Annotated in this window: 20 protein-coding genes; 14 read left to right on the top strand and 6 right to left on the bottom strand. The window is 71.8% G+C overall.

All coding sequences use genetic code 11. From position 1 onward, the window contains the following. Positions 1 to 119 precede the first annotated feature (119 nt). Positions 120 to 710, top strand: coding sequence for a malonic semialdehyde reductase (locus ACIF8S_RS11205; protein ID WP_399998759.1), 591 nt, complete (start codon positions 120 to 122; stop codon positions 708 to 710). 192 nt (positions 711 to 902) lie between these two features. On the opposite strand, the gene ACIF8S_RS11200 is transcribed toward ACIF8S_RS11205, so the two are convergent. Beyond that, positions 903 to 1,409, bottom strand: a complete 507-nt coding sequence (locus ACIF8S_RS11200; RefSeq protein ID WP_399999016.1) for a DUF4245 domain-containing protein — start codon at positions 1,407 to 1,409, stop codon at positions 903 to 905. 167 nt (positions 1,410 to 1,576) lie between these two features. Here ACIF8S_RS11200 and glpX point away from each other — a divergent pair, with 167 nt between their 5' ends. Continuing rightward, on the top strand, positions 1,577 to 2,611 hold the full coding sequence (gene glpX / locus ACIF8S_RS11195) for a class II fructose-bisphosphatase (RefSeq protein WP_349798108.1): 1,035 nt from the start codon (positions 1,577 to 1,579) through the stop codon (positions 2,609 to 2,611). Between the two features lie 268 nt (positions 2,612 to 2,879). On the opposite strand, the gene ACIF8S_RS11190 is transcribed toward glpX, so the two are convergent. Next, entirely contained in the window at positions 2,880 to 3,254 is a 375-nt protein-coding gene (locus ACIF8S_RS11190; protein ID WP_349798106.1) for a WhiB family transcriptional regulator, read from the bottom strand. Positions 3,255 to 3,420: 166 nt separating this feature from the next. Beyond that, positions 3,421 to 4,116, bottom strand: a complete 696-nt coding sequence (locus ACIF8S_RS11185) for a DUF1707 domain-containing protein (RefSeq protein WP_399998757.1) — start codon at positions 4,114 to 4,116, stop codon at positions 3,421 to 3,423. 145 nt (positions 4,117 to 4,261) lie between these two features. On the opposite strand from ACIF8S_RS11185, the gene ACIF8S_RS11180 reads away from it, so the two are divergent. The 5 genes from ACIF8S_RS11180 to ACIF8S_RS11160 all read left to right on the top strand — a co-directional run bounded on the left by ACIF8S_RS11180 (position 4,262) and on the right by ACIF8S_RS11160 (position 12,331). Then, entirely contained in the window at positions 4,262 to 5,938 is a 1,677-nt protein-coding gene (locus ACIF8S_RS11180; protein ID WP_349798102.1) for a fumarate hydratase, read from the top strand. 267 nt (positions 5,939 to 6,205) lie between these two features. Beyond that, on the top strand, positions 6,206 to 7,636 hold the full coding sequence (locus ACIF8S_RS11175; RefSeq protein WP_399998756.1) for a M20/M25/M40 family metallo-hydrolase: 1,431 nt from the start codon (positions 6,206 to 6,208) through the stop codon (positions 7,634 to 7,636). A 110-nt stretch (positions 7,637 to 7,746) separates the two neighbouring features. After that, the gene (locus tag ACIF8S_RS11170) at positions 7,747 to 9,150 is read left to right on the top strand and encodes a class II fumarate hydratase (protein WP_349798098.1); all 1,404 of its coding nucleotides are present in this window, start codon (positions 7,747 to 7,749) and stop codon (positions 9,148 to 9,150) included. A 72-nt stretch (positions 9,151 to 9,222) separates the two neighbouring features. Further along, entirely contained in the window at positions 9,223 to 9,918 is a 696-nt protein-coding gene (locus tag ACIF8S_RS11165) for a DUF402 domain-containing protein (protein ID WP_399998754.1), read from the top strand. Between the two features lie 274 nt (positions 9,919 to 10,192). Then, positions 10,193 to 12,331 (top strand): SpoIIE family protein phosphatase, encoded by a 2,139-nt coding sequence (locus tag ACIF8S_RS11160; RefSeq protein ID WP_399998753.1) that lies wholly within the window; start codon positions 10,193 to 10,195, stop codon positions 12,329 to 12,331. 411 nt (positions 12,332 to 12,742) lie between these two features. Here ACIF8S_RS11160 and ACIF8S_RS11155 read toward each other — a convergent pair whose 3' ends face one another. After that, positions 12,743 to 15,028 carry a transglycosylase domain-containing protein gene (locus tag ACIF8S_RS11155; RefSeq protein ID WP_399998752.1) on the bottom strand — a complete coding sequence of 762 codons (2,286 nt, stop codon included), beginning with the start codon at positions 15,026 to 15,028 and terminating at the stop codon, positions 12,743 to 12,745. Between the two features lie 295 nt (positions 15,029 to 15,323). Between ACIF8S_RS11155 and ACIF8S_RS11150 the strand changes: the two genes are divergently transcribed. From ACIF8S_RS11150 to ACIF8S_RS11130, 5 genes are all read left to right on the top strand, one after another. Further along, positions 15,324 to 16,259 (top strand): SPFH domain-containing protein, encoded by a 936-nt coding sequence (locus ACIF8S_RS11150; RefSeq protein ID WP_399998751.1) that lies wholly within the window; start codon positions 15,324 to 15,326, stop codon positions 16,257 to 16,259. Continuing rightward, on the top strand, positions 16,256 to 16,600 hold the full coding sequence (locus ACIF8S_RS11145) for a hypothetical protein (protein ID WP_399998750.1): 345 nt from the start codon (positions 16,256 to 16,258) through the stop codon (positions 16,598 to 16,600). The genes ACIF8S_RS11150 and ACIF8S_RS11145 overlap by 4 nt, the downstream gene beginning before the upstream one ends. A 180-nt stretch (positions 16,601 to 16,780) precedes the next feature. Continuing rightward, the gene (locus ACIF8S_RS11140; protein ID WP_024886691.1) at positions 16,781 to 17,305 is read left to right on the top strand and encodes a PadR family transcriptional regulator; all 525 of its coding nucleotides are present in this window, start codon (positions 16,781 to 16,783) and stop codon (positions 17,303 to 17,305) included. Next, positions 17,302 to 17,997, top strand: a complete 696-nt coding sequence (locus ACIF8S_RS11135; RefSeq protein WP_349798086.1) for an ABC transporter ATP-binding protein — start codon at positions 17,302 to 17,304, stop codon at positions 17,995 to 17,997. Before ACIF8S_RS11140 ends, ACIF8S_RS11135 begins: the two co-directional genes overlap by 4 nt. Then, positions 17,994 to 20,336 carry an ABC transporter permease gene (locus tag ACIF8S_RS11130; protein WP_399998748.1) on the top strand — a complete coding sequence of 781 codons (2,343 nt, stop codon included), beginning with the start codon at positions 17,994 to 17,996 and terminating at the stop codon, positions 20,334 to 20,336. The genes ACIF8S_RS11135 and ACIF8S_RS11130 overlap by 4 nt, the downstream gene beginning before the upstream one ends. A 24-nt stretch (positions 20,337 to 20,360) precedes the next feature. On the opposite strand, the gene ACIF8S_RS11125 is transcribed toward ACIF8S_RS11130, so the two are convergent. Then, a complete protein-coding gene (locus tag ACIF8S_RS11125) occupies positions 20,361 to 21,305 on the bottom strand; it encodes a LysR substrate-binding domain-containing protein (protein WP_399998746.1) in 945 nt (314 codons plus the stop codon). Between the two features lie 133 nt (positions 21,306 to 21,438). On the opposite strand from ACIF8S_RS11125, the gene ACIF8S_RS11120 reads away from it, so the two are divergent. Together ACIF8S_RS11120 and ACIF8S_RS11115 are read left to right on the top strand one after the other, a co-directional pair. After that, positions 21,439 to 21,993 (top strand): peroxiredoxin, encoded by a 555-nt coding sequence (locus ACIF8S_RS11120; RefSeq protein WP_399998745.1) that lies wholly within the window; start codon positions 21,439 to 21,441, stop codon positions 21,991 to 21,993. A gap of 6 nt (positions 21,994 to 21,999) precedes the next feature. After that, positions 22,000 to 22,533 (top strand): alkyl hydroperoxide reductase, encoded by a 534-nt coding sequence (locus tag ACIF8S_RS11115; protein WP_163089316.1) that lies wholly within the window; start codon positions 22,000 to 22,002, stop codon positions 22,531 to 22,533. Between the two features lie 119 nt (positions 22,534 to 22,652). Here ACIF8S_RS11115 and ACIF8S_RS11110 read toward each other — a convergent pair whose 3' ends face one another. Further along, positions 22,653 to 24,029 carry an AI-2E family transporter gene (locus tag ACIF8S_RS11110; protein ID WP_399998743.1) on the bottom strand — a complete coding sequence of 459 codons (1,377 nt, stop codon included), beginning with the start codon at positions 24,027 to 24,029 and terminating at the stop codon, positions 22,653 to 22,655. Positions 24,030 to 24,175 lie beyond the last annotated feature (146 nt).

Here is a 24,175-nt window from a genome sequence, read left to right as displayed (position 1 = left end):
AGCACGTCACTCCGCCTTTTGTTGAAGGTTGAACTTCATAGGGGTACTGTCGAACCGTCAACCGGACCGTGGTCCGCCTTCGGGCCCCGGGCCGCCGCTCATCCCCTGAAGGTTCACGCATGTCTCTCGTTCTCGACGCCGCCGCCCAGGACCTGCTGTTCCGTGAGGCGCGCACCGCCAACACGTTCACCGACGAGCCGGTGACCGACGAGCAGGTCCGGGCGATCTACGACCTGGTCAAGTACGCCCCGACCTCGATGAACCAGTCGCCGCTGCGTATCACGCTGGTCCGCTCCCCCGAGGCCCGCGAGCGCCTGGTGCGGCACATGGCCGAGGGCAACCGGTCCAAGACGGCCGCCGCCCCGCTGGTCGCGATCCTCTCCGCGGACAACGAGTTCCACGAGGAGCTTCCGCACCTCTTCCCGCACTTCCCGCAGGCCAAGGACGCCGTCTTCGCCGAGCGCCCGGTCCGTGAGGGCTCCGCCGCGCTGAACGCCACCCTCCAGGCCGCGTACTTCATCATCGGCGTGCGCGCCGCCGGCCTGGCCGCCGGCCCGATGACCGGCCTGGACTTCGAGGGCGTGCGCAAGGAGTTCCTGGACGACGACCACACCCCGCTCATGGTCGTGAACATCGGCCGCCCCGGCCCCGACGCCTGGTTCGCGCGCAACCCGCGCCTGGAGTACGAGCAGGTCGTCACCACCGTCTGAGCCCGAGCGGGACAGCACGAGGGGCGGGGGCCCCGGGGGGGCGGGGGGGGGGGCCCCCCCCCCCGGGGGGGGGGGGGGGGCGCCCGGCGGGGCGGCCCCCCCCCCCCCGCCGGCCGCCCCCCCCCGGGGGGGGGGCGCCCCGCCCGCCGCCCCCCCCCCCCCCCCCCCGCCCCTCTGTCGTGTGCGCGCCGCTCACTCCGTGCGCAGCGCCTCCACCACCGTCGTCAGCTCGTCGAAGGACGCCGTCCCGGTCACCACGGTCGTCGAGCCCGGGGTGTCCTCCAGCACCAGCGCGTCGTACTGGTCGCCCTCGTAGCGCGTCCAGGTCCTGCCGTCGATCCGCTCCGTGACGTCGGTCTTCTCCGCGCGCTGCGTCGTGTCCTCGATGAACGCCGACCGCTTGCCGGCGGACTGCTCGACCGCCACGTACTCGCCGTCGGGGGACCGGAAGCCCAGGTGCCAGGCCTCGTCCTCCGCGCCCCGGTAGCGGACCGAGGTGGGCTTCCACTGCTCGGGCAGGCCCTCGGGGGCGGCCACCGGATAGGAGGCGGCGCGGCGGGCGGTGAGCAGATCGACGCGGTAGTCGACCCGCTTGATGTCGGGCTCACCGTCCGTGTGCGGGATGAACAGCCACACCACTCCCGCCGCGAGCACGATGAGGGCCAGGGACAGGATCATGTCCCGGGCGGTCTTCTGCATGCTGTTCGTTCCTGCCACGCCCCCTATCGTCGCAGGTGCCCGGAGCGCTCATCCGTGGGGTCCCCCGCGCGCTCATCCGTGGGTCCCCCTGCTCATATTGTCTGCCTGGCGATAGAGTCGTGGCCATACCCTCATCCGGCCGTCGTCGTACAGAAAGGTGCGCTCCGATGACCGAACACCACCACCTGCCGTCCGAGCTCGATGTCCCTTCCGAGGCACCCGACCGCAACCTCGCCCTGGAGCTCGTACGGGTCACCGAGGCCGCGGCGATGGCCGCGGGCCGCTGGGTAGGGCGCGGGGACAAGAACGGCGCCGACGGCGCCGCGGTGCGCGCCATGCGCACGCTGGTCTCCACCGTCTCGATGAACGGCGTCGTCGTCATCGGCGAGGGCGAGAAGGACGAAGCCCCGATGCTCTTCAACGGGGAGCGCGTGGGCGACGGCACCGGCCCCGAGTGCGACATCGCCGTCGACCCGATCGACGGCACCACGCTCACCGCCAAGGGCATGACCAACGCGATCGCGGTGCTGGCCGCCGCCGAGCGCGGTTCGATGTTCGACCCGTCGGCCGTGTTCTACATGGACAAGCTGGTCACCGGCCCCGAGGCCGCCGACTTCGTCGACATCAACGCCCCGGTGAGCGTGAACATCCGCCGGGTCGCCAAGGCCAAGCGGGTCACCCCCGAGGACGTCACCGTGGTGATCCTGGACCGGCCGCGGCACGACGGCATCATCAAGGAGATCCGGGAGACCGGGGCGCGCATCAAGCTGATCTCCGACGGCGACGTGGCCGGCTCCATCCTGGCGCTGCGCGAGGGCACCGGCATCGATCTGCTGCTGGGCGTCGGCGGCACCCCCGAGGGCATCATCTCGGCCTGTGCCGTCAAGTGCCTGGGCGGCACCATCCAGGGCAAGCTGTGGCCGAAGGACGACGAGGAGCGGCAGCGGGCGATCGACGCGGGGCACGATCTGGACCGGGTGCTGACCACGGAGGACCTGGTCACCGGGGACAACGTGTTCTTCGTGGCGACCGGCATCACGGACGGTGAGCTGCTGCGGGGGGTGCGGTACCGGTCCGAGACGGCTACCACCGACTCGATCGTGATGCGGTCCAAGTCGGGGACGGTGCGGCGGATCGACTCCGAGCATCGGCTGAGCAAGCTGCGGGCTTACAGCGCGGTCGACTTCGACCGGGCCAAGTAGCGGCGGGGGCCTCCGGCGGTCGGGCGGGGGCTGGTGCGGGCGCGTGGGGCGTGATCGCGCAGTTCCCCGCGCCCCTGGGTGGGCCGGCCCGGCCGGTGACGGGAAGAGGGTCGGCGCGGCACCTGGGCGGGTGCGGGTGCGTGCGGGGTGATCGCGCAGTTCCCCGCGCCCCTGGGTGGGCCGGCCCGGCCGGTGACGGGAAGAGGGTCGGCGTGCTGAGAAGGGGCGTCCCCTGTGCGGAGGGGGCGCCCCTTTTTGTGCGTGGCGGTCAGCCTGCTGCGGCTATGCGGCCCTGGGGGGCGGTCTTCTTCAGTTCCATGTCGCGGCGCCGGCGGCGGGCCAGGACCACCCGGCGTTCGGCGGCGGTCAGGCCGCCCCAGACACCGTAGGGCTCGGGCTGCAGCAGGGCGTGCTCGCGGCACTCCACCATGACCGGGCAGCGGGCGCAGACCCGCTTGGCCGCCTCCTCGCGGGAGAGCCGCGCGGCGGTCGGTTCCTTCGACGGCGCGAAGAACAGGCCCGCCTCGTCGCGCCGGCACACCGCCTCGGTGTGCCAGGGGGCTTCCTGGTCCCTGTCCCGCGCTGCCACTCGCTGGGCCGGAACGGCGGCTACCTGCAGGGACGAATGCGGCGGTTGCAGCACGGTCTACTCCTGACGACGGCTTCGCGAGCTGGCGAGTGCCGTGGATGCACACGGGTCGGCCCGGCGTGAATCCCTGGCGCCCTCCAAGGAGACGATGCGTCAAGGCTTACCCGATGTGCGCGCGCCTATGCACAGAGTCCCCAACGGGCCTGGGCCCGCCCCGCGTTCAGTGCCCCAGGTGCTTGCGCATGCTGCGGTCCACCGTCCGCTGCACGCGGTCGAGGATGTCCTTCACGAGCTTGCCGCGCTTCGGCCGGGCCTCGACGCTGCCGAGGACCGCCCATCCGTCGACGTAGACCACCGGGGCGTTGTCGTCGTCCGAGTCCTGCGGGTCCACCTCGAAGGCGCCGAGCACACCGCCGCCGGAGCCGCGCAGCGACACGTTCTCCGGGACGCGTATCTCGACGCTGCCGAAGACGGAGAACGCCTTGATCATCACCTGCTGGTGGTCGAACAGCGCCTCGCTGAGGTCGATCTCCACGCTGCCGAAGACCGCGTAGGCGTGGATGCGACGGCCGGTGCGCCAGCGGCCCTTGCGGGCGGCGGCGCTGAACACCGCGACGACGTTGTCGTCGGGGTCGACCGGGAAGACGCCCCCGGTGGGACGCCCCGGCCCGGAGGAGGGGGCCGCGCGCCGCTGGTGGGCGGCCGGCAGGTCCTGGATGAACACCTCCAGCTCCCCCACCGTCTTGGCGGCCAGCACGCCCTCGACGCGCTCCGCGTGCTCGTCGGCGGTCAGGCGCCCCTCGGCGAGGGCCTCGCGCAGGAGGTCGGCGATACGGTCACGGTCGGCGTCGGAGGCGCGCAGGTCGGTGCTCCGCGGTGCCGTGTCCGGCTGCTGGGCGTGCTTCTGAAGGTCCACGGCAGCAGCGTACCCAAACGCGATAGATCGCGACTACCCCACTGCGGGGACAACTGAGGACAACCTCACAGGACCGCCGTCCGAGGCAGGTCCTAGGCTGGGAAGGCCCGCCGACGGAGGCGGGCGGTCTTCCGTCGAGTGAGGAATGGGCGAGATGCCTGAGTTCGAGTACGCCGATCTGCTCCCCATGGGAGAGGACACCACCCCCTACCGGCTGGTGACCTCCGAAGGTGTCTCCACCTTCGAGGCCGACGGCCGGACGTTCCTCAAGGTGGAGCCGGAGGCGCTGCGCAAGCTCGCCGAGGAGGCCGTCCACGACATCCAGCACTACCTGCGCCCCGCGCACCTCGCCCAGCTGCGCCGCATCATCGACGACCCCGAGGCGTCGTCCAACGACAAGTTCGTCGCGCTGGACCTGCTGAAGAACGCGAACATCGCGGCGGCGGGCGTGCTGCCGATGTGCCAGGACACCGGTACGGCCATCGTCATGGGCAAGCGCGGCCAGAACGTGCTGACCTCGGGCCGCGACGAGGAGGCCCTGTCCCGGGGCATCTACGACGCCTACAAGAACCTCAACCTGCGCTACTCGCAGATGGCTCCGCTCACCATGTGGGAGGAGAAGAACACCGGCTCCAACCTCCCCGCGCAGATCGAGCTCTACGCGACGGACGGCGGCGCGTACAAGTTCCTGTTCATGGCCAAGGGCGGCGGCTCGGCCAACAAGAGCTTCCTGTACCAGGAGACGAAGGCCGTCCTGAACGAGGCCTCCATGATGAAGTTCCTGGAGGAGAAGATCCGTTCGCTGGGCACGGCTGCCTGCCCGCCGTACCACCTGGCGATCGTCGTCGGCGGTACGTCCGCCGAGTACGCGCTGAAGACCGCGAAGTACGCCTCCGCGCACTACCTGGACGAGATCCCGTCCGAGGGCTCCCCGCTCGGGCACGGCTTCCGGGACAAGGAGCTGGAGGAGAAGGTCTTCGAGCTGACGCAGAAGATCGGCATCGGCGCCCAGTTCGGCGGCAAGTACTTCTGCCACGACGTGCGCGTGGTCCGCCTGCCGCGGCACGGCGCGTCCTGCCCGGTCGCCATCGCGGTGTCCTGCTCCGCCGACCGCCAGGCCGTCGCGAAGATCACCGCCGAGGGCGTCTTCCTGGAGCAGCTGGAGACGGACCCGGCGCGGTTCCTCCCCGAGACCACGGACGAGCAGCTGGAGGAGTCCGGCGACGTCGTGCGGATCGACCTCAACCAGCCGATGAAGGCGATCCTCGCGGAGCTCACCAAGTACCCGGTGAAGACCCGGCTCTCGCTGTCCGGCCCGCTGGTCGTGGCGCGCGACATCGCGCACGCGAAGATCAAGGAGCGGCTGGACGCGGGCCAGGAGATGCCGCAGTACCTCAAGGACCACCCGGTGTACTACGCCGGCCCCGCGAAGACCCCCGAGGGGTACGCGTCGGGGTCCTTCGGGCCCACCACGGCCGGGCGGATGGACTCCTACGTGGAGCAGTTCCAGGCGGCCGGCGGGTCGATGGTGATGCTGGCGAAGGGCAACCGCAGCAAGCAGGTCACCGACGCGTGCGCCGAGCACGGCGGCTTCTACCTGGGCTCCATCGGCGGGCCCGCGGCCCGGCTCGCGCAGGACTGCATCAAGAAGGTCGAGGTCGTCGAGTACGAGGAGCTCGGCATGGAGGCGGTCTGGAAGATCGAGGTCGAGGACTTCCCGGCGTTCGTCGTCGTCGACGACAAGGGCAACGACTTCTTCCAGGACCCGGCGCCCCAGCCGACGTTCACGTCGATCCCGGTGCGGGGGCCCGGACTCGCCTGAGCTTTTCAGCGGCCCTCCCGGGCCTCGTCCTCGAACGCGGGACGGGCTGAGTTCAGCCCGTCCCGCGTTCGAGCGGGGTCCGGGGCGGCACCCCGTGTCCGCATAGCGGAACCTCTGTGCTGCTTTCGGACAAACATGGCCCCGCCCCACCACGTGCCGTTGACGGCCTCAACAACCTGCTGTGACTCTTCCTGACAGCCCGGCATGCACATGCCATGCCAGGTTCCCCGCGTGGCAACCCCACAGCCACCGTCCGGAGGAGTCCAGGTGAAACGAAGATTCGCCACGGCGAGCACCCTGCTCGCCCTCGTGCTCGGCCTCGGCACGCTCCCCGCCGCGGCATCCGCGTCCAGCACGTCCCCCGCCTCCACCACCACCGCCCTCGCCGCACCCGACGTCAGCATCACCGCGGTGCGGGCCCACCTCGACGAGCTCAGCGCCGTCGCCGCCCGCAACGGCGGCAACCGCCGCTCCACCACCCAGGGCTACCGCGACTCCGTCGCCTACGTGAAGGGCAAGCTCCAGGCCGCCGGATACACCGTCACCGAGCAGCCCTGCACGTCCGGCTGCACCAGCGGCGCCGGCCCCAACCTGATCGCCGAGTGGCCCCAGGGCGACGCGAACAACGTCTACATGTTCGGCGCGCACCTCGACGGCGTCTCCGCCGGGCCCGGCATGAACGACAACGGTTCCGGCTCCGCCGCCCTGCTCGAGAACGCCCTGACGCTCGCCCGGCAGAACCCGGAGATGCGCAACCGGGTCCGCTTCGCCTGGTGGACCGACGAGGAGCAGGGCCTCAACGGCTCCTACTTCTACGTCCGTTCGCTGTCGTCGACGGAACGCGCCCGGATCAAGGCGTACTACAACTTCGACATGGTCGCCTCCACCAACGGCGGCTACTTCGTCAACCACATCACCTCCGCGGCCGCCGCACCGATGAAGGCGTACTGGGACTCCCTCGGTCTCCAGCCCGAGGAGAACACCGAGGGCGCCGGCCGCAGCGACGACTACTCCTTCGAGCGGTACTCCATCCCCACCTCCGGCTACGCGATGGGCGCGAGCGCCCGGAAGACCTCCGCGCAGGCCGCCAAGTGGGGCGGCACCTCCGGCGCGTCGTACGACCCCTGCTACCACCGGGCGTGCGACACCCTCACCAACATCAACACCACCGGCCTCGACCGCGCGGCCGACGGCATCGCGTACACCCTGTGGCAGCAGGCCGTGGGCACCGGTGGCGGCGGCACCTGCGACCCGGCCGGCGTCGTCGGCAACGGCGGGTTCGAGAGCGGCACCGCGCCGTGGACCGGGACCACCGCGGCCATCGCCGCCCACACCTCCCGGCCGGCCCACGGCGGCACCCGCTTCGCCTGGCTCGGCGGCAACGGCTCCACGAGCACCGAGTCGATCAGCCAGACGGTGACCGTGCCGGCCGGCTGCACGCGCGCGTCCCTCGGCTACTGGCTGCGCATCGAGACCGCCGAGTCCGGCTCGCGTGCGTACGACACCTTCACCGTCCGGGTGAACGGCGCCACACTGGCCACCCTGTCCAACGTGAACGCGGGCAGCGGCTACGTGCAGCGGTCGGCCGACCTGTCGGCGTACGCCGGGCAGACCGTCACCCTGACGTTCACCGCCACCGAGGACTACAGCCTGCAGACCGGCTTCCTGCTGGACGACGTGACCCTGCAGAGCGGCTGACACCCCCCCACGGGTGCTCCGCCCCGCCGCGCGAGGCCGCGGCGGGGCGGACGGCTCCCTCGGGGAATACGCTCGTCCGGGACCGCTGCTGTGGATCACGGAGGTACACGATGACGACCACGGACGACGACCGGAACTATCGCGTCGAGCACGACTCCATGGGTGAGGTGAGAGTCCCCGCCGACGCCAAGTGGCGGGCGCAGACCCAGCGGGCGGTGGAGAACTTCCCGGTCTCCGGGCAGCGGCTGGAGCGCGCCCACATCGAGGCGCTGGCCCGGATCAAGGGCGCCGCGGCGAAGGTGAACGCCCGGCTCGGGGTGCTGGACGAGGACATCGCCGAGGCGATCCAGGAGGCGGCCGCGGAGGTCGCCGGGGGCCGGTGGGACGAGCACTTCCCGGTGGACGTGTTCCAGACCGGGTCGGGGACCTCGTCCAACATGAACACCAACGAGGTGATCGCGACCCTCGCCACCGAGCGCCTCGGCCGGGACGTGCACCCCAACGACCACGTCAACGCCTCGCAGTCGTCCAACGACGTCTTCCCCTCGTCGCTGCACATCGCCGCCACCGCCGCGGTCACCCGGGACCTGATCCCGGCCCTGGAGCACCTCGCCGCCGCCCTGGAGCGCAAGGCGGAGGAGTTCGCGGACGTGGTGAAGTCCGGGCGTACCCACCTGATGGACGCCACGCCCGTCACCCTGGGCCAGGAGTTCGGCGGGTACGCCGCCCAGGTGCGGTACGGCGTCGAGCGGCTGAACGCCTCGCTGCCCCGGCTGGCCGAGCTGCCGCTGGGCGGGACCGCCGTAGGCACCGGCATCAACACCCCGCCCGGGTTCTCGGCAGCGGTCATCGAGGAGGTGGCGCGGGCGACCGGGCTGCCGCTGACCGAGGCGCGCGACCACTTCGAGGCGCAGGGCGCCCGGGACGGCGTGGTGGAGACCAGCGGGCAGCTGCGGACCGTCGCCGTGGGCCTGACGAAGATCGCGAACGATCTGCGGTGGATGGCGTCCGGACCGCGCACCGGCCTCGCCGAGATCGCCCTGCCCGACCTGCAGCCCGGCTCCTCGATCATGCCCGGCAAGGTCAACCCGGTGATTCCGGAGGCCGTGCTGATGGTCTGCGCCCAGGTCACGGGCAACGACGCGACCGTCGCGGCGGCCGGCGCGTCCGGCAACTTCGAGCTGAACGTGATGCTGCCGGTGATCGCCAAGAACGTGCTGGAGTCGGTGCGGCTGCTCGCCAACGTCTCCCGGCTGCTCGCCGACCGCACGGTCGACGGGATCGTCGCGCACCGCGACCGGGCCCGGGAGTACGCCGAGTCCTCGCCGTCCGTGGTCACCCCGCTCAACAAGTACATCGGCTACGAGGAGGCCGCCAAGGTCGCCAAGAAGTCCCTCGCGGAGCGCAAGACCATCCGCCAGGTGGTACTGGAGGGCGGCTACGTGGAGCGCGGAGACCTGACGGAGGAACAGCTCGACGAGGCCCTGGATGTCCTGCGGATGACACGGCCGTAAAGCCTGGCGCGCCGGGGGTGAACCGTGACGGGGGCCGCAGCGCTGTGTGGTCCGGCCACCTAATATCTGCGCATGACAGAGGGTGGAACCACGATGCGCGGCGCGGCGGGCGGGGCGGCCCGCCCCTACTGGGCTCCCGGGACGCAGATCCTGTGGCGGTACCGGGCGAACGGCGGCGCGCGCATCCACATCGCGCGCCCCGTCACGGTCGTGCGCGACGACTCGGAACTGCTGGCCGTATGGATGGCGCCCGGTACCGAGTGCGTCAAGCCCGTGCTCGCCGACGGCACCCCGGTGCACCAGGAACCGCTCGCCACGCGCTACACCAAGCCGCGCACGGTGCAGCGGGACCGCTGGTTCGGCACCGGCGTGCTGAAGCTGGCCCGGCCCGGGGAGCCCTGGTCGGTGTGGTTGTTCTGGGAGCCGGGCTGGCGGTTCAAGAACTGGTACGTGAACCTGGAGGAGCCGCTCGTCCGCTGGGCGGGCGGGGTGGACTCCGAGGACCACTTCCTGGACATCTCCGTGCAGCCGGACGGGGGCTGGCACTGGCGCGACGAGGACGAGTTCGCGCAGGCCCAGCGGGACGGTCTGATGGATTCCGCGCTGGCCGGACGGGTCCGGGAGGCCGGGCGCGCCGCGGTCGCGGTGATCGACGCCTGGGGGCCGCCGTTCGCGGACGGCTGGGAGAACTGGCGTCCGGATCCGTCCTGGGCGGTACCGTCACTGCCACAGGATTGGGACCGCACACCGGCGCACGCGTCCCCGTGAGACCCTTGCTGCGCCCCCGGGCACGAAACGTAGGATCGTCGTCCGCAAGGGCGCGGAGCAGCAACCACCGGAGCGCGCGCGAGGCTTGACCAGACGTCACCGAGGGGCGGCAGGACGTGAGCGAGGGGTACGGAAACACCGGAAGCGGCCAGGGACGGCCGGCCGGCGTCGCAGGAACAACCTCTGACCACACGCGAAATCCGTTCCGGGGGCACGTGTTCCGGGTATCGGAGTTTCGGCGGAGCGAACCGCGCGCACGGCGTGCGCCGGACGGATGGACTCGACACGCGTGACGGAGCAGCCGACCTCCTTCGAGCGCCCCCAGCCGGGCGTGGACCCCGCGGATCCCCGCGGGGCGTTCCCGTGTACCCCGACACCGGAGCGGGCGGCCGGCACCGGGGCCGCCTTACCGGTACAGGGCCGCGCCGCCGGTGAGCCTCCCGCGCCCGGAGCGGCGCCGGGAGCCGGCGCGCCCGGCACGGTCACGCCCGGCGGCTCCGCCCCCGGCCCCGCGGACGGCCCGGGTTCCGAGCACTCCCAGCCGGGCACCGGCCCGGACGCGGAGCCGGACGCCCACCGTCCGCGTCCCGCGCCGGACGGCATCCCGGTGCAGCCCGCCGACGGGCAGGGCCGGGTGACCCGGCCGCCGGAGGGCAAGGAGCGCCGCACCGGCCAGGTGACGCGGCCGGGCCGGCCCACCCCGATGCGGCGGGACGGCGACCGGCTGCGCTTCGTCGGCGCGGCCACCCGGCGGATCGCCCGCGGCATCGACCTGGACGAGATCGTGATGGGGCTGTGCCGGGCCACCGTGCCGACCTTCTCCGACGCGATCCTGGTGTACCTGCGCGATCCGCTGCCGGTCGGTGACGAGCGGCCCACCGGTCCGCTGGTGCTGCGGCTGCGCCGCACCGACCGGATCCCGGCCGAGCGGGACACCGAGGGCGGCGGCTTCCTGCCGGCCGCGCCGCCGGAGCCGTCCGAGCTGGACTCGGTCGGCGAGGAGCTGTGCACGGTACGGCCCGGCAGTGCGCTCGCCGAGGTGCTGCGCGGGGTGCGCCCGGTGTTCACGGACGCGCCCGCCGCCCGCGCGGCGCTGCCCGAACTCCTCGGCGAGGAGGGTGCGTCGGCCGTCCCGGACGGCCAGCGGGCGATCCTCGCCCCGCTGCGCGGCCGCCGCCGGGTGATCGGCGCCGCGCTGTTCCTGCGCCGCCCCGAGCGCATCCCGTTCGAGGCCGACGACCTGCTGGTCGCGGCGCAGCTCGCCACGCACAGCGCGCTGGGCATCGACAAGGCCGTGCTGTACGGGCGCGAGGCGTACATCGCGGACGAGCTGCAGCGCACGATGCTGCCGGAGACCCTGCCGCGCTGCACCGGCGTACGGCTGGCGTCGCGTTACCTGCCGGCCGCGGAGACCGCTCGGGTCGGCGGCGACTGGTACGACGCGATCCCGTTGCCGGGCAGCCGGGTGGCGCTGGTGGTCGGCGACGTGATGGGCCACTCCATGACGTCGGCGGCGATCATGGGACAGCTGCGCACGACCGCGCAGACCCTCGCCGGGCTCGACCTGCCGCCGCAGGAGGTGCTGCACCACCTCGACGAGCAGGCCCAGCGGCTCGGCGTGGACCGCATGGCGACCTGCCTCTACGCGGTGTACGACCCGGTCGCGCACCGGATCACCATCGCCAACGCCGGCCATCCGCCGCCCGTGCTGCTGCACCTGGGCGGGCGGGCGGAGGTGCTGCGGGTGCCCGCGGGCGCCCCGATCGGCGTGGGCGGGGTGGACTTCGAGGCCGTGGAGCTGGAGGCGCCCGCGGGGGCGACCCTGCTGCTCTACACCGACGGCCTGGTGGAGTCCCGGCTGCGGGACGTGTGGACCGGCATCGAGCAGCTGCGCGAGAAGCTGGCCGCGACCGCGCAGTTGACCGGGCCCGATCATCCGCCGCCCCTTGAGGCACTGTGCGACGAGGTGCTCGACATGCTCGGGCCGGGCGACCGGGACGACGACATCGCGTTGCTCGCCGCCCGCTTCGACGGGATCGCGCCGAGCGACGTGGCGTACTGGTTCCTGGAGCCGGAGGACGCGGCGCCCGGCCGGGCCCGTCGGCTGGCCCGGCGGCAGCTGTCCCGCTGGGGCATGGACGAGCTGAGTGACTCGGTGGAGCTGCTGGTCAGCGAGGTCGTGACCAACGCCGTGCGGTACGCGACCCGGCCGGTGACGCTGCGGTTGCTGCGGACGGATGTGCTGCGGTGCGAGGTCGGGGACGACGTGCCGCAGTTGCCGCGGCTGCGGCAGGCTCGGGCGACGGACGAGGGCGGGCGCGGGTTGTATCTCGTCAACCGGCTGGCCCGGCGGTGGGGGGCGACGCGGCTGAGCACCGGCAAGGTGGTGTGGTTCGAGCTGAACCACGGCTAGTGGTTCGCTGACGCGTGAGAGGGGCGTCCGGTGAGGTCACCGGGCGCCCCTCTTGGGTGTGCGGGGTGCTGCCGCGGGGGGTGCGGCATGCGGCACTGGTGCCGGGTGCGGGTTGTTGGGGGCTGGTCGCGCCGTTCCCCGCGCCCCTGAAGGGCCCGACCCGCCGTGGGGGCTTCTCGCCTTTGGCGGGTGCGGGCTGTCGTGCGTCGCTCGCGCCGTTCCCCGCGCCCCTGAAAGGCCCGACCCGCCGTGGGGGCTTCTCGCCTGTGGCGGGTGCGGGCTGTCGTGCGTTGCTCGCGCAGTTCCCCGCGCCCCTGAAAGGCCCGACCCGCCGTGGGGGCTTCTCGCCTTTGGCGGGTGCGGGCTGTCGTGCGTCGCTCGCGCAGTTCCCCGCGCCCCTTCGAGGCGGCGCTATTCGCGGTCGTTGAAGGGGTCGTCCGGGCCGCCCGGTAGGTCGAAGGTGGGGCTCTGGGTCGGCGGGGTCTGGGACGGGGGCGGGGTCGTCGGGGTCTGGGACGGGGGTTCCGTCGTCGCCGGCGGGGACGTGGTCGTCGGCGGGGCCGAGGTCGTCGGCTCCTCCGTCGTCGGCGTCTGCGACGGCGTCTCCGATTGCGTCTCCGACTGGGTCGGGCTCTTGGTCGGCCTGACGCCCGCGCCCTGTTCGGTCTCCAGGTCGAACTTCTTGACCTCGTCCATCACCCCGAAGGTGTACGCCGCCCAGATCTCGGCGGGGAAGCCACCGCCGTTGACGCGGTAGTCGACGCCGCCGGCCCTGTACATCGGGACCTGCTTGCCGTTCTCGGCGTCCTCGCCGAACAGGCCGACGGAGGTGACCAGGCCGGGCGTGTACCCGGTGAACCACGCCGACTTGTTGTTGTCGGACGTACCGGTCTTGCCCGCCACCTGCTGGCCGTCGCGCAGCGGGTTGTCGCGCACGGAGGCCTTGGCGGTGCCGTCGTCGACCACTCCGGTGAGCACCGAGGTGACGGTGTCGGCGGCCCGGCGGCTGATCACCGACTGACCGACCGGGTCGGGCATCTCCAGGGTGCGGTCCTTGTGCTCGACCGTCTTCACGATCGTCGGCGTGACCTTCTTGCCGTGGTTGGCGAGGGTGGCGTAGACGCCTGCCATCTGCATCGGGCTGGCACCCATGCTGCCCAGGGTCTGCGCCGGGAACGGGTCCAGGTCCTCGGACATGCCGAGCTCGCCCGCGACCCGCATCACCTCGGTCATGCCGACGTCGACGCCCATCTGCGCGAACACCGAGTTGACGGACTTGTTCATCGCCTCCTGGACGGGGATCTCGCCGTAGTTGGTGTCGTCCTCGTTGGGCGGCGCGAAGCCGACCTCCTTGCCGTCGTCCGTGACGGGGTGCTCGCTGTCGCCGTCGTAGAGCGTGTCGGCCGTGATCGGAACGCCGTCCTGCGTCTCGGCGCCCTTCTCGACGGCCGCGGCGAGGATCACCGGCTTGAAGGTGGAGGCCGGCTGGTAGTCCTGGCGGGTGGCGTTGTTGGTGTAGTGCTTCACGTAGTCCACGCCGCCGTACATCGCCACGACCTTGCCGGTCTTCGGGTCCACGGAGACGGCGCCGGCCTGGACGTTCGCGTCGACCTTGCGCTTCTTCGGGTCGAGCTTGCTGGTGAGCCGGTCCTTGACCGCCTTCTCCAGCGCCTTCTGCTTCTTCTTGTCGATGTTGAGCGTGATGGTGTAGCCGCCGCGGTCCAGCAGCGCCTTGGCCTGCTCCAGGTCCTCGGCGACGCCCTGCTCGACGAGCTGCTTCTTGACGGCCGTGTTGGCCGCCTCGACCAGGTAGCCGGTCTGGCCCTCCATGCCGGGGGCCGCCTTGGGCTCCTTCGGCACGGGGAACCTCATGGCGCCGCGCTCGCCCGCGTCCAGCCACTTCTGCTCGACCATGTTGTCCAGGACGTAGTTCCAGCGCTCCTGGACAAGCTTCTTGCCGGTGTCGCTGGCGATGGCCCAGTCGTACTGGTTGGGCGCCTGGAGCAGCGCGGCGAGGTAGGCGCCCTGCTCGACGGTGAGGTCCTCGGCGTCGACCCGGTAGTAGGCCTGGGCGGCGGCCTGGATGCCGTAGGCGCCGCGGCCGTAGTAGCTGGTGTTGATGTACCCGGCGAGGATGTAGTCCTTGGACTTCTCCCGGTCCAGCTTCAGGGAGATGACCAGCTCCTTGAGCTTGCGGCTGACGGTCTGGTCCTGGGTCAGGTAGTAGTTCTTGACGTACTGCTGGGTGATCGTCGATCCGCCCTGCGCGCCCTTGCCGGACAGGGTGTTGAGGACACCGCGGGCGGTGCCCTTCAGGTCGACGCCGCCGTCCTTGTAGAAGGTCTTGTTCTCGGCGGCGACGAAGGCGCGCTGGACGTCCTTGGGGACCCGGGCCAGGTCGACGATCTCGCGGTTGCGGTCGCCGTCGCGGGCCATGATGCTGCCGTCGCTGTACTCGTAGACGTTGCTCTGCAGCTCGGCGTCGGCGTTCCCCTCGGGGATGTCGATCATCATGTACAGCACGATGAAGGCGCCCATGCCGAGCAGGCACAGGGTGAAGAAGGTGCCGACGATCTTCTTCCAGGTGAAGAGGCGGCGTATGCCGGTGCGGCCGGCCGCACCGTCAGCGCGGCGGCCCTTGGGTGCCGCACGGCGCCCGCCGCGCTGTCGTGCGCGTCTTTCTTCCGCTCGTCCCATACGCCCGTTCCGCTCCGCTTCGTGTCTGTGTGCTCATCAGGCACACGCGTTCGCCGCTCAGGTCAGCTCAGCAAGCTAGCACCGGGAGCTATGACAAAGGGCTGCCGATCCGGCCTTTACGGACGTGACAATCAGCACCCACTCCAAAGGAACCGACGTACGAAACGCGCAGGAGGTTGCCGTGGACGGGTAATGTGCTATCACTTAGATAGAAAGTCGATAGGCGACACCGGTCGACGACACCACCGCACGAACAGCGCCGTGCGCAGTCGCACGGAGATACGGGGGAGCAACCATGCCCACGCACGACCCGCAGGTCACGGCCGACGTACCCGAGATGCCGGCCCCGCGCGTCCGGGAGGTCAAGGCGCACAGCATCGGCGGCGGTCTCGCCCTGCTGCTGGGACTCGTCGGCCTGGCGGCCGGCGTCGCGATGATCGTCGTCGCCACGGCGGTGGCCGGCACCGCCGCCAAGGCCGTCCTCATCGTCGGCGGCATCCTGGTCGCGCTCGCCGCGTTCCTCGCGATGTGCGGACTGAACATGGTGGCGCCGGGCGAGGCCCGGGTGGTGCAGCTGTTCGGCCGCTACCGGGGCACCATCCGCGAGGACGGCCTGCGCTGGGTGAACCCCTTCACCTCCCGCACCAAGATTTCCACCCGGGTCCGCAACCACGAGACCGCGGTGCTGAAGGTGAACGACGCCTACGGCAACCCGATCGAGCTGGCCGCGGTCGTGGTGTGGCGGGTCGAGGACACCGCGCAGGCCACCTTCGAGGTGGACGACTACGTCGAGTTCGTCTCCACCCAGACCGAGGCGGCCGTGCGGCACATCGCCATCGAGTACCCCTACGACGCCCACGACGAGGACGGCCTCTCGCTGCGCGGCAACGCCGAGGAGATCACCGAGAAGCTGGCCGTCGAACTGCACGCGCGCGTCGAGGCGGCCGGTGTCCAGATCATCGAGTCCCGCTTCACGCACCTGGCCTACGCCCCCGAGATCGCCTCGGCGATGCTCCAGCGGCAGCAGGCGGGCGCGGTCGTCGCGGCCCGGCAGCTGATCGTGGAGGGCGCCGTGGGCATGGTCGAGACGGCCCTGGCCCGCATCCAGGAGCAGGACATCGTGGAGCTCGACCCCGAGCGGAAGGCGGCGATGGTGTCCAACCTGATGGTCGTGCTGTGCGGTGACCGCTCGGCGCAGCCGGTCCTCAACACCGGGACGCTCTACCAGTGACCGCACCGTCCGGGGGTCCTGCCCCGCAGCGCCGGCAGCAGCGCAAGCAGGTGCTGCTGCGACTGGACCCGGCGGTGTACGAGGCGCTGGCCCGCTGGGCGGGTGACGAGTTGCGGTCCGCCAACGCGCAGATCGAGTTCCTGCTGCGCCGGGCCCTCGCCGAGGCGGGCCGCCTCCCCGGCGAGGCCGGCCCCCTCCCCCGCCGCGGCCGCCCACCGGCCGCCGGACCGCCACCGGGCGCCCGCCCGCCCTCGGGCGGGAGCGCACCCCCCGGAGGCGGGAGCGCACCCCCGGGAGGCGGGACCACGCCTCCGGGAGGCGGAACCACGCCCGCCGGCTGAACCGGCCCCTGCACCGGCCCCCGCCGCACGAGGCGGGGGCCGGACGCATGTCCGCGGGCGCCCGAGAGCCGGTGACAGAACCGTGACAATGCGGCCCCACCAGCGGCGGACCACGCACCGGCACGGACTCCGCACCGGGGGTATACATCGTGCGTATACACCGTGTGTAGAGTGCTCCCCATGTCCATCGGTCACACCCTTCTGGGGCTCCTGGAGTCCGGCCCGCGTCACGGCTACGACCTGAAGCGCGCCTTCGACGAGAAGTTCGGTCACGACCGGCCGCTGCACTACGGCCAGGTCTACTCGACGATGTCCCGCCTGCTGAAGAACGGTCTCGTCGAAGTCGACGGCATCGAGGCCGGCGGCGGCCCGGAGCGCAAGCGGTACGCCATCACGGAGGCCGGCATCACCGATGTCGCCCGCTGGCTCGCCACGCCGGAGAAGCCCGAGCCGTACCTCCAGTCGACGCTCTACACCAAGGTCGTCCTCGCCCTCCTCACCGAGCGCGACGCGGCCGACGTCCTGGACACGCAGCGTTCGGAGCACCTGCGCAGCATGCGCATCCTCACCGACCGCAAGCGCACGGGCGATCTCGCCGACCAGCTGATCTGTGACCATGCCCTCTTCCACCTCGAGGCCGACCTGCGCTGGCTTGAGCTCACCGCGGCCCGCCTCGACAAACTCCGTGAGGCGGTGGCCCGATGACCACGTCCGCACCCGCCGGTTCCCTGCTCGCCGCGCAGGACCTGCACAAGATCTACGGCCCGACCAAGGCCCTCGACGGGGCCGGCTTCTCGATCCACCCCGGTGAGGTCGTCGCCGTGATGGGGCCCTCCGGCTCCGGCAAGTCGACCCTCCTGCACTGCCTCGCCGGCATCGTGACCCCGGACTCCGGGTCGATCACGTACAACGGGCGCGAGCTGACCGCGATGAACGACTCCGAGCGCAGCGCGCTGCGCCGCTCCGAGTTCGGCTTCGTCTTCCAGTTCGGCCAGCTCGTCCCCGAACTCACCTGCGTGGAGAACGTCGCCCTGCCGCTGCGGCTGAACGGCACCCCCCGCAAGGAGGCCGAGCGGGCCGCGCTGTCCTGGCTGGAGCGCCTGGAGGTCGCGGACGTCGGCGGGAAGCGCCCCGGCGAGGTGTCCGGCGGTCAGGGCCAGCGCGTCGCCGTCGCCCGCGCCCTGGTCACCAGCCCGCGGGTGGTGTTCGCCGACGAGCCGACCGGCGCGCTCGACTCCCTCAACGGCGAGCGGGTGATGGAGCTCCTCACCGAGGCCGCCCGCTCCACCAACGCCGCCGTCGTCCTCGTCACCCACGAGGCGCGCGTCGCCGCGTACTCCGACCGCGAGATCGTCGTCCGCGACGGCAAGTCCCGTGACATGGAGCGGGTCGTATGAGCGCCCGCCAGTGGGCGCGGGACCTCGGTCTCGGCGTCCGCTTCGCCCTCACCGGCGGCCGGGAGGGATGGATCAGGGCCCTGCTCACCGCGGTCGGCGTCGGCCTGGGCGTGGCGCTGCTGCTGCTCACCACCGCCGTGCCGAACCTGCTCGACGGACGGGACCGGCGGGAGGCCGCGCGCCAGGACAACGCCTACAGCGAGGACACCCTGCGCCCGGCGGACGACACCCTGCTCATCGCGCACGTCAACAGCGACTTCCGGGACAGCGACATCCGCGGCCGTCTGGTGGAGCCCGAGGGGCCGAAGGCCCCGGTGCCGCCCGGCGTGAGCGAACTCCCGGCGCCCGGCACGATGGTGGTCTCCCCCGCGCTGAAGAAGCTCCTCGCCTCCGACGAGGGCAGGCTGGCGCGGGACCGGATGCCGTACGACATCGTGGGCATCATCGGCGACCAGGGGCTGGTCGGCTCCCAGGAACTCGCCTTCTACGCGGGCTCCACGGGCCTGGCCGAGCGGCTCTCCGGCCCGACCGTCATGCGGATCAAGGCCTTCGGCGAGACGCAGCCCAACTCCAGCGAGCCGCTGGATCCCGTCCTCGTGATGCTGGTGCTGGTCATCTTCGTGGTGCTGCTGGTGCCGGTCGCGGTGTTCATCGCCACGGCCGTGCGGTTCGGCGGCGAGCGGCGCGACCGGAGGCTCGCCGCGCTGCGGCTGGTCGGCTCCGACAGCCGCATGACCCGGCGCATCGCCGCGGGCGAGGCGCTGGCCGGGGCGGTGCTCGGGCTGGGCTTCGGCACGCTGTTCTTCCTGGCCGGGCGTGAGTTCGCGGCGTCCGTGGAGCTGTTCCGCCTCAGTGTCTTCCCGAGCGACCTCAACCCCTCGCCGGTGCTGGCCCTGCTGGTCGCCGTCGCGGTCCCGGCCGCCGCGGTGCTGGTCACCCTGGCCGCGCTGCGCGGCGTGGTCATCGAACCGCTGGGTGTGGTCCGCACGACGCGGCCCGCCCGCCGCCGGCTGTGGTGGCGGCTGCTGCTGCCGCTCGCCGGTGTGGCCATGCTCGTGCCGATGATCGGACAGGGCCGCGACAACGGCGACTTCAACCAGTACCTGGTCGTCGGCGGTGTGCTGTGCCTCCTCGTCGGGGTCACCGCCCTGCTGCCGTGGGTCGTCGAGACGGTCGTCTCCCGGCTCGGATCGGGCGGCCTGGCCTGGCAGCTGGCCGTGCGCCGGCTCCAGCTGAGCAGCGGCACGGCCGCCCGCATGGTCAACGGCATCGCCGTGGCGGTGGCCGGTGCGATCGCCCTGCAGATGCTGTTCGCGGGCGTCGACGACCAGTACACCCGTACGACCGGGCAGGACGTGTCCCGGGCACAGATGGAGGTCAACCTCCCGGACGGCGTCCCGTACGCGCCCGCCGCGGCGAAGCTGGAGGACACCCGGGGCGTGCGTGAGGTCGACGCGCTGTCCCACGGGTACCTCTACGAGCACTCCTGGAAGGCGGAGGACACGGGCCTCGGAGCACAGCTGACCGTGGGCGACTGCAAGGCCCTGCGCCTGGTCGCGAAGCTGTCCGACTGCGAGGACGGTGACGTCTTCGCGGTCACCGGAGCCGACTACGACACCGACACGCCCGCCATGAACAAGCCGGGGCGCAAGCTGCACCTGGAGCCCAACGGCTACGCGCCCGACGCACCGGACAACCTCTGGACCGTGCCGCGGGACGTGAAGACCGCCGTCTCCGTCATGGATCCCACCGGGATGATGCAGAGCGGGTTCCTGCTGACGCCCGGCGCGATGTCCCCGGAGGTCGCGGAGTCGGTCACCGCGCGGCTGTACCTCTCCATCGACGACTCGGTGCCCGACGTCCAGGAGCTCGTGCGCAACGCGGCCGCCGCCGTCGACCCGCTGGCCCACACGACGACCTGGTCCGCCACCGAGCGCACCACCCGGTTCGACTCCATCCGCACCGGCCTGTTCGTCGGCGCCACCGCCGTGCTGTTCCTCATCGGGGCGAGCCTGCTGGTCTCCCAGCTGGAGCAGCTGCGGGAGCGCCGGAAGCTGCTGTCGGCCCTGGTCGCCTTCGGTACCCGGCGCCGCACGCTGAGCCTGTCGGTGCTGTGGCAGACGGCGATCCCGATCGGCCTGGGGCTGGCGCTCGCCGCGGTGGTGGGTACGACCCTCGGTGTGGTGCTGCTGCGGATGACCGCGACTCCGGTGCACGTGGACTGGGGGAGCGTGCTCGGGATGACGGGAGTCGGCGCGGGCGTGGTCGCCCTGGTCACCCTGCTGAGCCTGCCGCCGCTGCTGCGGATGATGCGCCCGGACGGTCTGCGCACCGAGTGACCCGCCTCCGGCCGGGGAGGGCGCTCAGTCCTCCACCGGCCGGACCGGCAGAACGCGCATCGCCTCGCGCAGCGCCGCCGCCAGTTCCCCGTACTCCGCCGCCCTCGCCGCGCCCGTGCGCATGGCGAGGGCGATGCGGCGTTTCGGGGCCGGGTCGGCGAAGCACGCGGTGAGCAGGCGGTCGGCGCGGCTCGTCTCCACCTCGACGGCGGTGCGCGGCAGCAGCGTCACCCCGAGGCCGCCCGCCACCAGCTGCACCAGCGTGGACAGTCCGGCCGCGGTGGTGGTGGCCGCCACCCCCGCGCTGCCGGCCTCGCGGCAGATGTCGAGGGCCTGGTCGCGCAGGCAGTGCCCCTCGTCGAGCAGCAGCAGGTTCAGCTCGCGCAGCACCGTACGGGGTATGCCCCGGCGGCCGCCGAGCCGGTGGCCGGGCGGGGTGACCAGTACGAAGTCCTCGTCGAACAGGGGAAGTTCGGTCACGCCGCCGACGCCCAGCGGCACGGCGAGCAGCAGCAGGTCGAGGCGCCCGGCGGCCAGTCCGTCGAGCAGGCTGGCGGTGTGCTCCTCGTGCACCTGGAGGTCGAGGCGGGGGTAGCGGTCGTGGACCAGCCTCAGGACCGTCGGCAGCAGGTAGGGGGCGACGGTCGGGATCACACCGAGGCGCAGCACCCCGGTGAACGGCGCCCGCACCGCGTCCGCCTCCTCCATCAGCGAGGCGACCTCCGCGAGCACGCCCTTGGCCCGGGCGGCGAGCCGCTCCCCTGCCGGGGTGAGCAGCACCTTGCGCGTCGTACGCTCCACCAGCGTGACGCCGAGGGTCTCCTCCAGCGCCGACAGGGCGCCGGACAGCGCCGGCTGACTCATCCCCAGGAACGCGGCGGCGTCCCTGAAGTGCAGGTGCTCCGCCACCGCGGCGAACGCCCGGAGCTGCGCGAGGCTGGGCTGCCTGCGCCGGTCACCCACGGTCACTGATAGGTCCCTCCGATCAACCCGACCGAGTGTAGCTATTTCACTGATCAATGCACTCTGTGCCAACATCAACCAGGTCCAACCCATGGGAAACACCCGAAATTGGGGTGTTTCTTCGCTGCAAGGAGAGCCTGTGCTCACTGTCGGTGACAAGTTCCCCGAGTTCGAACTGACCGCCTGTGTCTCGCTGGAGAAGGGCAAGGAGTTCGAGACGATCAACCACAAGACCTACGAGGGCAAGTGGAAGGTCGTGTTCGCGTGGCCCAAGGACTTCACCTTCGTGTGCCCGACCGAGATCGCGGCGTTCGGCAAGCTGAACGACGAGTTCGCCGACCGCGACGCCCAGGTGCTCGGCTTCTCCGGTGACTCGGAGTTCGTCCACCACGCCTGGCGCAAGGACCACGACGACCTGCGCGACCTGCCGTTCCCGATGATGGCGGACTCCAGGCACGAGCTGATGCGCGACCTCGGCATCGAGGGCGAGGACGGCTTCGCCAAGCGCGCGGTGTTCATCGTGGACCAGAACAACGAGATCCAGTTCTCCATGGTGACCGCCGGCTCCGTCGGCCGGAACCCCAAGGAGGTCCTGCGGGTCCTGGACGCCCTGCAGACCGACGAGCTCTGCCCGTGCAACTGGACCAAGGGCGAGGACACCCTGGACCCGGTCGCGCTGCTGGCCGGGGAGTGACCTGACATGTCCCTCGACTCCCTGAAGTCCCGCATACCGGACTACGCCAAGGACCTGAAGCTCAACCTGGGTTCGGTCATCGGCAACTCCGACCTGCCGGCCCAGCAGCTGTGGGGCACGGTGCTGGCGACGGCCATCGCGTCGCGCTCGCCGATCGTGCTGCGCGAGCTGGAGCCGGAGGCCAAGGCGAACCTGTCGCCGGAGGCGTACACGGCCGCCAAGGCCGCCGCCGCCGTGATGGCGATGAACAACGTCTTCTACCGCACCCGCCACCTGCTGTCGGACCACGAGTACGGCAACCTGCGGGCCGGTCTGCGGATGAACGTCATCGGCAACCCCGGCGTCGACAAGGTCGACTTCGAGTACTGGTCCTTCGCCGTCTCCGCCATCAACGGCTGCGGCATGTGCCTCGACTCGCACGAGCAGGTGCTGCGCAAGGCCGGCGTGGACCGTGACGTCATCCAGGAGGCATTCAAGATCGCCGCGGTGGTCCAGGCCGTCGCCGCGACCCTCGACGCCGAGGCGGCCCTCGCGGAGTAACTCCGCGCCCGCCCCGTCACGTACGGGCCCGTCCACCCGCCGCGGTGGACGGGCCCGTCACCGTTTCCGCGCGCCCGCCGGCGTCAGCGTTCGTCCGTGTTTCCGCGCGCCCGCCGGCGTCAGCGTTCGTCCGTGGGCTCCGAGGGCCGGTCGGTCTCCGTCGCCGGGGGCCGCGGTTCGGGGGCCGCCGGGGCCGGGGCGTCCGGCGCGGACATCGCCGTCGCGCCCCGTGGCCGGGGCGACTGCGCGAGGGCCGCCTCGTGGGAGTAGGCCCGCAGATAGCCGACGACGGTGTTGGCGACCGCGACCAGCGGTACGGCGACCACCGCGCCGCCGATGCCGGCCACGATGCCGCCGGTGGCCACCGCCAGCACCACCGCGAGCGGATGGACCCGCACCGCGCGGCCGAGGATGAACGGCTGGAGGATGTGCCCCTCGATCTGCTGGACCGCCAGCACCACCACGAGCACCATCACACCGGTGAACACGCCCTGGGTGACGAGGCCGACGACCACGGCCAGCGCGCCCGACACCACCGCGCCGACGAGCGGGATGAACGAGAACAGGAAGATGAAGACGGCGAGCGGCACCGCCAGCGGCACGTCGAGGAAGTAGATGCCGAGGCCGATGAAGATGGCGTCGATCAGCGCCACCACCACCGTGCCGCGCACGTAGGCGGTCAGCGTGCGCCAGGCGACCGGGCCGGCACCGGCGACGCCCGGACGGGCGGCGGCCGGGACCAGCTTGAGCGACCAGCGCCAGATCCGCTTGCCGTCGTAGAGCAGGAACAGTGTCGAGAAGACCGCCAGCAGGATGCCGGTGAGGGCCTCGACGACGACCGTCACGCCCTCCAGGCCCGCCGAGGTGATCTGCTCGGTGTTGGCGCCGACCGCCTCCCGCAGATTCTTCGCGATCTCGTTGATCTGCTTGTCGGTGACGTGGAAGGGGCTGTTGAGCAGCCAGTTGCGCAGCTCGTCGATGCCGTCCTGGATCTGGTCGGCGAGGGTGTCGATGTTCTCCATGACCTGCCAGGTCACGAACCAGCCGATGAGCCCCATGACGACGAAGCCGAACAGCGCCGTCAGCACGGTGGCCGGTCCGCGCGGCACCCCGAGCCGCGTCAGCCGCGACACCGTGGGCTGGAGCAGCGCGGTGATCAGCAGCGAGGCGACGAACGCGAGCACCACCAGCTGGACGGCGCTGATGATGCGCATCAGCACCCAGACGGTGCCCGCCAGCACCAGCAGGCGCCAGCCGGCCTCGGCGGCCACCCGTACGCCCCACGGCACGGCCTGTGCCGGGTCGGGTCGCGCGGGGAGGACGACCTGGGTGTACTCGGGGGGCGCGGACGGCCGGTCGGGGTCGGTGGTGTGGCGCCCGGGGCCGTCGTCGGGCCCCTGCTCGCCCTGCACTTCGGCGCGGCGCTCCTCGAGCTTCTTGCCGACCTTCGTCAGTCCGGCTCCGACCCGGCCGAGCCACCCTGGCAGTTGCGACATGATCCGTCCTCTTCCCCCGTTTCCGCCCGCCAGTCACCCCTGGAGCCGTCGGTCAGACGGTACATGGCGAAAGCCCCGCACCGTAGGACGGTGCGGGGCTTTGCCGAGGTCGCGCGCGCCCGTCGGTGACGGGGCGGGTCCGCGGG

Origin of the sequence: Streptomyces sp. NPDC085937 (genome assembly GCF_044540535.1) — a bacterium.
Taxonomy (GTDB): Bacteria; Actinomycetota; Actinomycetes; order Streptomycetales; family Streptomycetaceae; genus Streptomyces.
Note: the sequence above shows the minus strand (reverse complement) of the source record. Positions and strands in the feature narration are given on the sequence as shown.